Source organism: Priestia iocasae, assembly GCF_016909075.1.
GTDB classification, from domain to species: domain Bacteria; phylum Bacillota; class Bacilli; order Bacillales; family Bacillaceae_H; genus Priestia; species Priestia iocasae.
This window is the reverse complement of record NZ_JAFBFC010000001.1, coordinates 386,659-400,322: the sequence shown is the minus strand read 5'-3', so window position 1 is coordinate 400,322 and position 13,664 is coordinate 386,659. Positions and strand designations below refer to the sequence as shown.

The window sequence follows — 13,664 nt, the reverse complement described above, 5'->3', positions numbered from 1 at the left end:
CTCCAGCCCCCTTTAACATCTTTAGTCTCTTGTTTCTTAATTTATGATATAAAACAAAAAGCAGGCATCGCATGCCTGCTTTATTACGTTGTTTGTTCTTCTTCATTTCGCTTTTGAATTGCACGCAATGCTTCAATTCGTTTTTCATCTTCTTCAAAAAATTGAACCAAGTCACCAACTCGATCAATTGCGTTCCAACTCAAATGATGTTCAATTCCTTCAACATCTTCATAAATGTTACTTTCATCTACACCGATTATACGTAAAAGCTGTTCTAATAATTCATGTCGATATACAAGGCGTTTACCAACTTTCTTTCCTTTTGGTGTTAAAATAAGCCCTCTATACTTTTCATAAATTAGATATTCATCTTTGTCTAACTTCTGCACCATCTTCGTTACGGACGAGGGATGAACTGCCAATGCTTCAGCGATATCAGATACACGTGCATATCCTTTATCTTCTATGAGCATGTATATTTGTTCAATGTAATCTTCCATACTAGGCGTAGGCATGACATCTCCCCCAATAATTTATGTATTTCTTTTTATAAAAGACAATCATTAAAATTCTACTATATATCATAACAATTGACAAGCAAGTCAATATGTATGCTCATTTAGTATAAGCAAAAAAAGAGCATGAATACAACTTCTCATGCTCTTCTTCACCAAAACTTTTAGCTACTCATTAAAGGCCACATTTTAGCTGCGCACCGCAGTTTGTACACGTGTTACAGCCTCCAATTTCTTTTACTTTTCCTTTGCGACAAACCGGACAAGTATTGCCAACCTCTGAGCCTATTGTAACGTCAGTTGAACGAACATCGCTAATAGTATCAACCAGTACAACATGCGCTTTTCTTGCTTCGGCTTTTGGCTTTACTGTCTCAGATTCTTCAAATGTATTTTCTTCTGCTTTTAACGTTAAAACCTGTGCGTCACGGCTTCCATCAACATAAACCGTACCACCTTTAGCACCACCGTTATATAGACGCTCATATACTTTTTGAACCTGTTCAACCGTATAGCCACGTGGTGCATTTACGGTTTTACTAATTGAGCTATCAATCCAACGTTGGATGACACACTGTACATCAGCATGCGCTTCTGGTGCTAGGTCCATTGCTGAGATAAACCACTTTGGTAAGTTGTTCGGATCAGCATCAGGGTTTTCCTCTAAATATTCACGGACAATATCTGCTTTTACTTCAATGAACTTCCCAAGACGTCCACTTCTAAAATAAGAGAATGAAAAGTATGGTTCAAGTCCTGTTGAAACGCCAACCATTGTACCTGTCGATCCTGTTGGTGCCACGGTTAATAAATGAGAGTTGCGAATACCAGATGCTTTAATCTCTTCACGAATATCTTCTGGCATCTTCTTCATATAGCCTGTATTTGTAAATGCTTCACGTAAACGCGCTGTTTCTTCTTCTGTATCACCGATTAAGAACGGGAAGCTTCCTTTTTCTTTCCCAAGCTCTACAGATGCACGATAAGCAGTTGTCGCAATCACTTCAAATACTTGATCAATCAACTTGTTCCCTTCTTCAGAGCCGTACTCCGTTTCACAATAGATGAGAAGGTCATGCAAGCCCATTACACCTAATCCAACACGGCGTTCACCAAGCGCTTGCTTTTGGTTTTCTTCTAAGAAATATGGCGTCGCATCAATTACGTTATCTTGCATACGCACACCCGTTTCAACCGTTGCTTTTAATTTATCAAAGTTAACAGTTTTCGTTTCCTTATCTGCCATCTTCGCTAAGTTTACAGCAGCTAAATTACACACAGAAAATGGTGCAAGTGGTTGTTCCAGTTTGTTATCCTAAAGGCTTTTTATCCTCTAGTTCTAACGGTTGACTTCCCGTTAGTTCAGCATATCTTTTCATTACACACTTTTTTCATGAATCTTATAAGTTCTTTTCTTCCTAGGTCTTGTCCAAAAACTGCTTTTGAAATCACTCTAAAATCTTTAACGCCGAACCTTTGGTGAATATTATTCGTCATCGATTGTAAGGTCCTTTTAATGCTATTTAGAGGCGTACTCAAAACAATTGATTTATTATCTATAGACCATTGAATAATATATTCCCTTATCTCTTGGTGAACGCTATTTCTTTGTATCATATAAGATTTAGTCGCCTTTTTTATCGCTTCTTTACCTGAACAATTACGTGTACAAAATAATTGAGTAGACGTTATAAGCACTTGGAAATTTTGATTGCACCCTTTGCATTTGCGTAATTCTCTAGGTGTTTTTAGCTTTCCTTTTTGAGACAATCCAGATTTCCTTAATCCCTCTAACATCTTTTGCTTTGTAATGCCATTAGAAGCCCATAATTTTTTTGTATGTTGACCAATCTTTCTTTTCGTTTCTTCACTATGCTTCATATTATAGTGGCTATTCAACTTTCCATAAGTAGCTTTGTTTATTGTAGTTTCTTCTGAATCTATCCACTCTTTAATTGTTGAACTTAGTGAAAACGGTAACTCTTGATACATTCTATACAATTCCTCATAGGAGATTAGTTCACATTCAATACCATATTTTTCTTTGAGGACTTCTAAATCTTTTTTTGCCTTTTCTTTAGCTTCTGAATTTCTAGATTTAACCTCAACGATTTTTATAATCTTATGATCTTTATTGTAGAAGAAAAAATCTGGCTTGTATGTTTTGTATCCTAAATCAAATAACTTATCTTCATAGCTCCAAGGAATTAAGAAATAGTTTAAATACTTGGCATATGCGTACTCATAAGAACTTTTTAGATAATGTCCTTTATAAAAACCTGCATATCCTCTATTCACTTTTATCACCTTAATAAGAGTTTTATTATAAAGTGTGTGTAATGCCGCGGCCTCGTGGGTGGATTATATTCTCTGACTAGAGGTTCACCACCTATGCGTTGCCCCTGACTAACTTTTTACACTAGCCTTAGGTTCGGATTCGGAATCTCACCGTCCCCGCTTAATTCCGCGGTTTTTTACGTGAGGCAAACTATTCACCACACGGATTCGTAGCAACAACACGCTGACCGTACGCTTGAGCGTTTGTCATGTCGTTTGCATTATCAAAGAAGAAAATGCCAGGCTCTGCTGAATACGTTGCGCAAATGTTAATTAAGTTCCAAAGTTCTTTTGCACGAATTTTACGGTAAGTACGCACTTTGTAGCCAAGCTTCTCCCACTCACGTACATCGCCAATCTCATGCCATTCTTCATTGTATTTAGCCATTTCTTCAGCAGAATAGCTTTCTACATCAGGGAAACGAAGTGCATATTCTTCGTCTTTTTCAACAGCGTCCATAAATTCTTTTGTTAAGCAAACCGAGATATTGGCTCCTGTTAAGAATTCTGAGTTATGAACACTATATGTTCCGCCTATGCGTAGCTTTTCTTCAGCATCTTTAATGATTTTTTCGTTAAATCCGCCTAATCCAGGAATTTGTTTATAGTTGATAATTCCTTGATACATTGCTTCTTCTTGCTCTGTCAGCGGCGTGAATTGCAGTTTATCATGTGCATATTTTTTAATCGTTTCATCATTCGTGTTTTCGATTAAGAAACGTAGAATTCTTGGATTTTGCATTTTCGAAATAATAAATTCGATAATGTCAGGATGCCAGTCGCTGAGCATAATCATTTGTGCCCCCAAATTGTTACTCCTCTTATTTTGTAGAGGGGTACGGTCATTTCTGCCGCACTCTTGCATTTTCATGCAAGATCAGACTATATCATCAAAGAAGAACATTGCCTCTTTGTCTCGTGCCCCGTAACCACGTCGCCGTTTGCTACGGTTTACTTCTTCCTTTGTGTTCATCATGCTATCACCTTAATTTTAAGATTTTCATTAAAGTTAGAACCTTTAGGAAGTTTCAATAGTCGTTGAACCTTTATCTTCGTTTCCAAAGACACTTGGCTGCTGATTGCCCAATCTCTCTTTTTTTTGAACCGTCACGCCCACCGTCACCAGTCACGTTGTGGTAAAGAGAGCTCTAAGGATGTTCCAGCAATTCACGAGATTACGTCGCCGGTTTGTTAACGACGTGAGCCACCTTGCTCAACTAAATGCGTTAATTTTGCAATATCATCTAACCACGAAACAGAACCCGATGATTTTCCGTTTACGCCACGTGCTAATGTGTTGCGTGGGCGAAGTGTCGAACCGTTTGTTCCAACTCCACCGCCACGGCTCATGATTTCCATTACTTGCTTACGATGCTCGGAAATGCCTTCCCTTGAGTCCTTTACATAAGGCATCACGTAACAATTAAAATATGTGACATCCGTGTCCGCTCCAGCTCCATATAATACACGACCCGCTGGTACGAAGTTCATTTCAACAAGTTCTTTATAAAACTTTTCAAACCACTCTTTTCGCTTCTCTTCTGTCTTTTCTACAGATGCAAGCCCTGTGGCATTACGCTTTGCAATCTGCTCATAATAAACTTCAAGTGGCTTTTCAAGTACATCTAGTGAGCGTGTGACAATTCCTGTTTTCGCTTCTTTTTCTGTTAACACACCACGGAACTCTTCTTCAACCTTAACAGATGCTACTTTATTTTCTAAATCTACATGTTGAACGTAACCTAGACCTCTAGCAGGGAATTTAGGGTCTTCTTTTACTGTTAAGACAACAAAGTCACCTTCAGATAATGTTAGCTTTTCCGTATCCTTAAACGAATAACGATCAAGCATGACTAATCTTGACACACCTTTATGAGTCGTTTTCATATCTGGTGTAATAGGGTGAACTTGAGGGAAAAGACGAATATCCTCATTTAGCTTTTCAACGTTAATATTTACTTTTTCATTTAGCGCAACAGTCATTCTTACAACTCCCTTATCACATAAGCTTTTCTTGACAAAACAGCAATATATTTTCCACATTTTAGAAAATTCCATGTTAGTCAGATAAACATAACTTAACACACGTCACATTCTAAATCAACATGTAGTGTCCAAACAAAGAGGATTGCCTATATATAGATATTGTCAAGAAGAAAATTTAAAATCACAAAAATAAATCCATTGACTTTTGTCTAACTTTGTCTCTTACACTTATCTTTGCTTTCCTCTGTCTTTGTCTCAAAATCCGTCTCAAAACTCACAACTAAAAGAAAACAGCCAGTCACCTATTATGCAAGATATAAACTAAACTCAGAGAGCTTAGACACGATATCTTGACATATAAAGAGACTAACTGTTAAAAGACAGCTCTGTTCTTTTTATCCTACTCTAAATGAAGAGTAAACCTTCTTTACCTTCTAAAATTCCAATCTTCTGAAGCATATTTTTCATCAGCGAGCTGTTGAACATATGCCTCTTCTTCTACAGATAATTCATAGGGCTGTAAATCAATATGTAGTGCTTTAGCAAACCCTTCTCTAAATGCTTCTTTCGCTTCATCTAAATGAATAGTTCGGTTAGCAATCGCATTAATTGCGACAGCTTTCTCACGAAATGCTCGTTGCATTCGCTCCTTCACTCGGTCGTTTGAATATTTAAAGACACTAAATAACTTATCTTCATCGAGATCTAGTAAGATAGAGCCGTGTTGTAATATGACACCTTTTTGCCTTGTTTGAGCACTACCTGCTACTTTTCTACCTTCTACAACAAGCTCATACCATGAAGGTGCATCAAAACATACAGACGAACGCGGATTCTTCAAACTACTTTTCTCTTCCTCCGTGCGTGGAATTGCAAAATATGCTTCTAGTCCCAATTTACGAAATCCTTCTAACAATCCCTCTGAGATAACACGATATGCTTCTGTTACCGTATGAGGCATATCTGGATGCGATTCAGACACAATAACACTATAGGTTAGCTCATGTTCATGCAGCACTCCACGCCCTCCTGTAGGGCGACGTACGAATCCTAAACCTAATTCTTTTACCTTATCTAAATCAATCTCTTTTTCCGCTTTTTGAAAGTAACCAATTGAAAGAGTCGGTGGATCCCAGCCGTAAAAACGAATGGTTGCTGGGATTTTCCCTTGACTATGCCAATCTAAAAGCGCTTCGTCTAATGCCATGTTATAGTATGGCGAACGATTTTGTGAATCAATAAATCTCCAAGTTTCCTTCATTTCTCTCATCCTCAACTATGTAATAAGCACGTTGTAAATGCGCCATCCAACTTGCAGTAAAATCTGCTTTTTAGTCTATCAAAATATTCGACGAAGGAAAAGCAAAGAAGTTTGATTTAGAACGTAGAACACGACTGCAAATGATTTACGCCAGGCTTTATATCTTATATAATAGTCATATGTATTTAGTCGAAGAAAGGAACGATTCAGCATGACATTTATCCTTATTGCTGTAGGAGCAATTGTCGTATACTCGGTAATTATGTTCTTCTACCAACGTAGCATTATGAAAACATTAACAGAAGAGGAGTTTCGTGCCGGCTACCGTAAAGCTCAACTTATTGATATCCGTGAGCCAAACGAATATGAAGGTGGCCATATATTAGGAGCTCGTAACATTCCTGTTTCTCAAATGCGTATGCGTATTAAAGAGTTTCGTAAAGATCAACCTGTTTATTTATATTGTCAAAATGGCATTCGCGCAGGTCGTGCTGCTCAAATGCTTCGCCGTCAAGGTGTAAACGAAATCTATCAATTAAAAGGTGGATTCAAAAACTGGACAGGCAAAATTAAAACAAAACAAAAAGCTTATTAAACGTAAGAAGGGAAAGTCAAGTAGACTTTCCCTCTTTTTATGCTTGCTGATAACGAAGAACTGGCTTACGTGCAGCCAACGTCTCATCAAGACGTTTTACAACCGTTGTATGAGGGGCTTCTTGCACAACCTCAGGGTTTTCTTCTACTTCCTTCGCAATTTGAATCATCGCATCGATAAATGCATCTAGCGTTTCCTTTGATTCCGTTTCAGTCGGTTCAATCATCATACATTCCTCTACAATAAGGGGGAAGTAAATAGTTGGTGGATGATAACCAAAGTCTAATAAACGCTTAGCAATATCTAACGTACGGACACCTAATTTCTTTTGACGTTTTCCTGATAAAACAAATTCATGTTTGCAATGACGATCAAACGGCAAATCATAATGTTCTGCTAAACGACGCATCATATAGTTTGCATTTAATACCGCATGCTCTGTTACCGATTTTAATCCATCTGGGCCCATTGAGCGAATATATGTGTACGCACGAACATTAATACCAAAGTTACCATAGAAAGGCTTTACTCGACCAATTGACTTAGGGCGATCATAATCAAAATGGTACCCATCATTGGTTTTCACTAATACCGGCTTAGGTAGATATGCAATAAGATCTTCTTTTACTCCAACTGGTCCTGAACCAGGTCCTCCTCCACCGTGAGGGCCTGTAAACGTTTTATGAAGGTTTAAGTGAACAACGTCAAACCCCATATCGCCTGGTCGCGCTTTACTTAATACCGCGTTCAAGTTTGCCCCGTCATAATAAAGCTTTCCACCGGCTCCATGGACAATTTGAGCCATTTCTAAAATATTTTCTTCAAATAATCCAAGCGTATTTGGGTTAGTCAGCATGAGTGCTGCTGTATCTTCGCCTACCACACGGCGCAAGTCGTCTAAATCAACAAGTCCATCTTCATTTGACTTAACGGTTACCGTTTCAAATCCTGCTACTGTTGCAGAAGCTGGATTTGTTCCATGTGCAGAGTCAGGTACAATTACCTTTGTACGTGCAACATCACCGTTTGCTTCATGATAAGCACGAATCATCATAAGCCCCGTCCATTCACCGTGTGCTCCTGCAGCCGGCTGAAGCGTGACTTCGTCCATTCCTGTAATTTCTTTCAGATGCTCTTGCAAATCATACATTAATTCCATTGCCCCTTGCACAGTTTCTTCCTCTTGCAACGGATGAACATGAGCAAATCCTGCAATACGCGCTGTATATTCATTTATTTTCGGATTGTATTTCATTGTACAAGAACCTAATGGATAAAAGCCTGAATCTACACCATGGTTGCGTTTAGATAAAGACGTATAGTGTCGCATAATATCAAGCTCTGACACTTCTGGTAAATTTGGTTCTTCTGTACGAATGTATTCAGTTGGCAAAACTTCGTCTAAAGTCACTTCTGGTACGTCTAATTCTGGTAACGAATAACCAATACGACCTTCTTTACTTAGTTCAAAAATAAGTGATTGATTTTGATTATTCATGAAGATCCCCCAATTCGTTTACAAGTTGATCAATTTGTTCTTTTGTACGAAGTTCTGTCACTGCAAGTAACATGTGACGTTGAAGATCTGGGTAATCACGACTAAGGTCGTACCCACCAATCATTCCTTTTTCTAACAAGCGTTTATTTACTTCTTTCACCGATACCGGAAGTTCGACAACTAATTCATTAAAGAAAGGTCCTTCAAATGTCACGTTACATCCTGCCGCTTTTAAAGCATTAAATGCATAACGAGCTTTTGTAATATTTTGCACCGCTATTTCTTTTACACCTTTTTTACCAAGTGCTGTCATCGCTACAGATGCAGCCAGTGCATTGAGCGCCTGGTTCGAACAAATATTAGAGGTCGCTTTATCACGACGAATATGTTGTTCTCTCGCTTGTAACGTTAAAACAAACCCTCGCTTGCCTTCCTCATCAACAGTTTGACCAACAAGGCGCCCTGGAATTTTCCGCATTAATTTCGTTGTCGTTGCAAAATACCCACAATGTGGTCCCCCAAACTGAGCAGGAATACCAAATGGCTGTGCATCACCTACTACAATATCAGCCCCTAATTGTCCTGGTGGTGTCAGTAGACCTAAAGATAGCGGATTACTTGAAACAATTAACATCCCTTTTTCTTGGTGAGCGATTTGCTCGATTTCTTTTAATGGTTCAATTTGTCCAAAGAAGTTTGGATATTGGACGATGACAGCCGCAACATCCCCACTCATTTCCGCTTTTAATGCTTCCATGTCTGTCATACCATTTGCTGATGGAATTTCGACTACTTCAATGTACTGACCGTTTGCATATGTTTTTAATACATCTCTTGATTCAGGATGAACAGTTTGAGATACAAGTACTTTTTTCTTTTTAGTTTGACCTGCACTTAACATTGCTGCTTCTGCTAATGCCGTTCCACCATCGTACATGGAAGAATTCGCTACATCCATTCCTGTTAGTTCGCAAATCATTGTTTGGAATTCAAAGATTGCTTGTAATTCTCCTTGAGAAATTTCTGGCTGATAAGGTGTGTAAGCTGTATAAAATTCAGAACGAGAAATGACGTGATCTACAATGATTGGCATGTAATGATCGTAAACACCCGCTCCTAAAAATGATGCATACTCTTTTACATTTGCATTTTTAGCAGCTAAATCGCTCATTTCTTTTACAAGCTGTGATTCTGACGCTGCTTTTTTAATGTTGTATTCTCCTTTAAATCGAACACTTTCTGGAATATCATTGAATAGTTCATCAACAGATGAAACACCTACAGTTTCTAACATTTCCTTTTTGTCTTGTTCTGTCATTGGCAAATAACGATGCATCATGTTACGTTGCTCCTCTCTCAAGTGAACATCTCTATTTCTAGTTTGACCTTCCTTTTTTCGGTACCTTAACGTCTTATTTAGGACGCTTGTAAAACGGTGTTGAAACCACTTTTGCTTTTAAACGCTTTTGACGAATTTGAACTTCAATCTCAGTGCCGACGTTGGCATGATTCACGTTTAGTAGAGCTAGCCCAATGTTTTTCTTTAAGGTCGGTGATTGTGTTCCTGTTGTCACAAAACCAATTTGCTCTTCACCACCATATACTTCATATCCATGACGAGGAATTCCTTTGTCAATCATTTCAATTCCAACAAGCTTGCGACTAGGTCCTTGCTCTTTTTGTTGCTTTAACGTTTCTTTACCAATAAAGTTTTCTTTGTTTACCTTCACAGCAAAACCAATTCCAGCTTCAATTGGTGTGATGTCTTTTGATAACTCTTGACCGTAGAGCGCTAAATTTGCTTCAAAGCGCAATGTATCACGAGCACCTAATCCACAAGGAAGAACTCCTTCTCCTTTTCCAACTTCTACAATTTTATCCCATAGCATTGCAGCGTCTTTTGCATCACAATAAATCTCGAAACCATCTTCACCTGTATAGCCAGTGCGTGAAACGAGTGCCTTTGTACCAGCTAGTTCTACATCATCTTTAAAACTAAAGAACTTAATATCTGATAAATTTTCAGATGTGAGGTTTTGTAGAACTTTTTCAGCAATTGGGCCTTGTAATGCTAGTTGAGCGGTTTCATCGGATACATTGTTAAGGGTCACGTCTCCAAAGCGATGTTGTGCTAGCCAATCAAAATCCTTTTCAATGTTTGCAGCATTGACAACAAGCAAGAAGTCATTTTCACCTTTTCGATAAATGAGTAAATCATCTACTGTGCCACCATCTTCATAGCACATCGCTGTATATTGTGCTTTATTATCTTTTAGAACAGACACATCATTTGTCATCACTTTTTGCAAAAATCCAAGGCTGTCAGAGCCTTTTACTTCAATCTCCCCCATATGTGAGACATCAAAAAGTCCTGCTTTTGTGCGAACTGCTTCATGTTCGAGTTTGATTGAAGAAAATTGAACAGGTAAAGCCCACCCGCCAAAGTCAATAATCTTTGCTCCATATTCCTTGTATGTATCGTAAAGCGGTGTTTGTTTTAGCTCAGTCATAAAAATGAATCCCCCTTACACTCTTAACTATTGTTGTGACAGTCACTCAAAAACGAATAACAAAAAAGGACAGAGCTCTCCCTAATGCATTTAGGAAGTCTCTGTCCTTTCACCTGAAAGTTTCCCCATACGTTTGTTTTAACTATGATAGGTTTGCCTCGTGGGTGGTCATAGCGACACTCTCCAGAGATGCGTCCAACAAGAGTCTTTTTGCCTGAGAGATTCACATATTCGCTTGCTCCTTCGGCGCTACATTCAAGTAGTCTCTCCTCTTATCATCATCCGCTTCTATAAAGTTTTTATTTTTGGACATACTACTTAAAAACAATGTTTATAAATCTATTCACAAATATTTTCGTAAAGTAGCAATATGCTCTTTATTTAAAATTTTCTAAATTACATTCTCATCCTACATGAATCTTTACATTAGTTCAATAAAAAACTTTACGAAAGGGGTGTATTTATAGTGAAAGTAGCTATAAATTTTGACAACGAGTGGACGGATCAATTTCTCACTCGTCTTGAAGAAGAAGGACCTTGGTCTAACTGGGAACTATACAAACTTGCATATAACATTGAAAAGCAAACCGTTATTGATGATTTTGAGGGTCTTCAATGTCCTAATTACTTACCTCAACTCACACCGCTTCCTCATCAATTAGAAGTAGCAAAACAAGTTGTTGAAAACATGAATGGAAAAGCGATTCTAGCTGATGAAGTAGGACTGGGTAAAACCATTGAGGCAGGTCTCGTTTTAAAAGAATATATGATTCGTGGCCTAGTGAAGAAAGTACTTATTTTAGTACCCGCTTCCCTTGTTTCACAATGGACGATGGAATTGAATCAAAAATTTTATATCCCAGCCGTTGCCCAAAAGAAATCGTATGTGTGGGAGCAATGTGATGTGGTGGTTTCATCAATTGATACAGCTAAACGTCCACCTCATCGCGATATTGTACTTGAACAAGATTACGATCTTATTATTATTGATGAAGCTCACAAACTAAAAAATAATAAAACCAAAAACTATGAATTCGTCCAAAGCTTAAAGAAAAAGTTTTGCTTACTTCTTACAGCAACACCCGTGCAAAACCGTATTGAGGAAATTTTCAATTTGGTTTCCCTTTTAAAGCCTGGGCACTTAGGGAACAAAGCTCTTTTTGAAGAAATTTTTTCAGCCAAAAAGCGAACCTTACAAAACGATGAGAGACTGCGTGAACTTATTAGTAAGGTTATGATTCGTAACCGTAGAGGTGATACGGGTATTGAATGGACAAAGCGGATTGTACAGACGGTGCCAATCCATTTTTCAACAGAAGAAAAAGAATTATACGAATCGATTACCTCTTTTAAGAAACATGGTATGGGATCAGCCAGTACATTTTCAATTTTAACGTTGCAACGTGAAGCTTGTAGTAGTCGTGAAGCCGTATACATGACATTAAAAAACATGCTCGAGCGTCAAGAAGAAGGCAGTTTAATGCCTGATGAGATGATTCATCCATTAATGAAAAAAATTGAACAAGTAAAACAAAATGCAAAAGCAGAAAAAGTATTAGAACTTATTAAGAGCATTAATGATAAAGTAATTATTTTCACAGAATATCGTGCCACGCAGCTCTATCTTCAATGGTTTCTCAAACAACATGGCATTACATCTGTTCCTTTTAGAGGTGGTTTCAAACGTGGAAAGAAAGATTGGATGAAGCAATTATTTGAACACCACGCACAAGTTTTTATTGCAACAGAAGCTGGCGGAGAAGGTATTAATCTTCAATTTTGTCACCATATTATTAATTATGATTTACCATGGAATCCTATGAGACTTGAACAACGAATTGGACGTATTCATCGTCTTGGTCAGCAAAGCGACGTTCACATCTATAACCTTACAGTCAAAGACACAGTAGAAGAACATATCCTAAAACTACTTTATGAGAAAATTAATCTATTCGAACGCGTCATCGGAGAATTAGATGAGATTTTAACAAAACTTGATTTCGGTAATATTGAAGAGCATATTCAAGACATTTTGCTACATTCAAATAGTGAAGGCGAAATGCGAATTAAAATGGAAAACTTAACATCTGTTATTGAATACGCAGAGCAAATGAATGAAGGTGAGGATCAACATGCAGCAAACTGATATTCATCATTTTCTAAAAAACTACTTTAAAACAAATGATTGTGAGATTGTTGAAGAACACCCCTCCTACTTAACGTTTCAGCTTACAATTGATATGGATAAAGAGCTGATGAATCGTCCATTTTATTGGCACTACGTTGAAAAAACAGGAGGCACTCCTACCCCTGCATGCTTAACGTTTATTACTGATCCTAACTTTGAGGATAAAGAAATAAAAGGTGAACGTATTCACTTTGGCTCACCAAGATTGCATCAGATTTTCGCTTCGACTCAGAAATTCGGAAGCTTTACACATTTGTATGAAAGCTCGTCTTCGGCACCATCTGCTAGTAAAGCCTTACATCCATGGCTTGGATTAAACTTAAAAGTATCGTATAAATGTGACCGAAAGCGCGATTATATCGTGTCACTTGGGTTACACCTTATTTCGGGTAAGATTGTTGAGAATTTCCAAGAAGGACTAGAACAGCAAACATTGTCATCAAAAATATCTGATTATTGTTTTACACTTTCACCTTTAATTAAACCGAAAAGCGGGATTATTCGTTTACAAGATTACACTTTACATGCAATCAAACAAGATGACCACCAATGGTCAGAAGATGCAAGGAAGCGCTGGTATGAAGATCTTGCTTTACTTGATCATTTTTATGAAACAGCAGAGGAAGTACCAGAAAGCTACGAAAGAGAAAAGCAAGCATTACAAGAACAATACGAACCAACCATTATGATTAAAGTTGTCAACGGCGGGCTCTTTTACTTATCAGAACAAACAGCTGTACAAAAGTTTGCTTGAATAAAAAAAACGCAAGGTAA

Annotated in this window: 9 protein-coding genes, 3 pseudogenes and 2 riboswitches; of the genes and pseudogenes, 3 read left to right on the top strand and 9 right to left on the bottom strand. The window is 37.8% G+C overall.

Annotated features, from left to right (window positions below; genetic code table 11):
• Nucleotides 1-83 precede the first annotated feature (83 nt).
• From mntR to JOC83_RS01965, 6 genes and pseudogenes are all read right to left on the bottom strand, one after another.
• Nucleotides 84-515 (bottom strand): transcriptional regulator MntR, encoded by a 432-nt coding sequence (gene mntR / locus JOC83_RS01990; protein WP_205182999.1) that lies wholly within the window; start codon nt 513-515, stop codon nt 84-86.
• A gap of 175 nt (nt 516-690) precedes the next feature.
• A pseudogene (locus JOC83_RS01985) lies at nt 691-1,818 on the bottom strand (ribonucleoside-diphosphate reductase); the annotation flags it as partial.
• A 59-nt stretch (nt 1,819-1,877) separates the two neighbouring features.
• Complete coding sequence (locus JOC83_RS01980) at nt 1,878-2,813, bottom strand: restriction endonuclease (RefSeq protein ID WP_205182997.1); 936 nt, start codon at nt 2,811-2,813, stop codon at nt 1,878-1,880.
• A gap of 193 nt (nt 2,814-3,006) precedes the next feature.
• Nucleotides 3,007-3,660: pseudogene (locus JOC83_RS01975) on the bottom strand (hypothetical protein); the annotation flags it as partial.
• Between the two features lie 386 nt (nt 3,661-4,046).
• Nucleotides 4,047-4,835 (bottom strand): annotated as a pseudogene (locus tag JOC83_RS01970) (ribonucleotide reductase N-terminal alpha domain-containing protein); the annotation flags it as partial.
• 430 nt (nt 4,836-5,265) lie between these two features.
• Entirely contained in the window at nt 5,266-6,099 is an 834-nt protein-coding gene (locus tag JOC83_RS01965; RefSeq protein WP_205182990.1) for a lipoate--protein ligase family protein, read from the bottom strand.
• Between the two features lie 211 nt (nt 6,100-6,310).
• Here JOC83_RS01965 and JOC83_RS01960 point away from each other — a divergent pair, with 211 nt between their 5' ends.
• Nucleotides 6,311-6,694, top strand: coding sequence for a rhodanese-like domain-containing protein (locus tag JOC83_RS01960; RefSeq protein ID WP_205182987.1), 384 nt, complete (start codon nt 6,311-6,313; stop codon nt 6,692-6,694).
• A 37-nt stretch (nt 6,695-6,731) separates the two neighbouring features.
• Here the strand turns inward: JOC83_RS01960 and gcvPB are convergent, their stop codons facing one another.
• From gcvPB to gcvT, 3 genes are all read right to left on the bottom strand, one after another.
• Complete coding sequence (gene gcvPB, locus JOC83_RS01955) at nt 6,732-8,192, bottom strand: aminomethyl-transferring glycine dehydrogenase subunit GcvPB (RefSeq protein ID WP_205182983.1); 1,461 nt, start codon at nt 8,190-8,192, stop codon at nt 6,732-6,734.
• Entirely contained in the window at nt 8,185-9,531 is a 1,347-nt protein-coding gene (gene gcvPA / locus JOC83_RS01950) for an aminomethyl-transferring glycine dehydrogenase subunit GcvPA (RefSeq protein ID WP_205182980.1), read from the bottom strand. The genes gcvPB and gcvPA overlap by 8 nt, the downstream gene beginning before the upstream one ends.
• A 73-nt stretch (nt 9,532-9,604) precedes the next feature.
• Nucleotides 9,605-10,702, bottom strand: a complete 1,098-nt coding sequence (gene gcvT, locus JOC83_RS01945) for a glycine cleavage system aminomethyltransferase GcvT (protein WP_205182977.1) — start codon at nt 10,700-10,702, stop codon at nt 9,605-9,607.
• Nucleotides 10,703-10,800: 98 nt separating this feature from the next.
• A riboswitch (glycine riboswitch) is annotated at nt 10,801-10,892 on the bottom strand.
• 2 nt (nt 10,893-10,894) lie between these two features.
• Nucleotides 10,895-10,984, bottom strand: a riboswitch (glycine riboswitch).
• 184 nt (nt 10,985-11,168) lie between these two features.
• On the opposite strand from gcvT, the gene JOC83_RS01940 reads away from it, so the two are divergent.
• Both JOC83_RS01940 and JOC83_RS01935 read left to right on the top strand, forming a co-directional pair.
• Nucleotides 11,169-12,848, top strand: a complete 1,680-nt coding sequence (locus JOC83_RS01940) for an SNF2-related protein (protein ID WP_205182974.1) — start codon at nt 11,169-11,171, stop codon at nt 12,846-12,848.
• Entirely contained in the window at nt 12,835-13,644 is an 810-nt protein-coding gene (locus JOC83_RS01935) for a YqhG family protein (RefSeq protein ID WP_205182971.1), read from the top strand. The genes JOC83_RS01940 and JOC83_RS01935 overlap by 14 nt, the downstream gene beginning before the upstream one ends.
• Nucleotides 13,645-13,664: the final 20 nt, after the last annotated feature.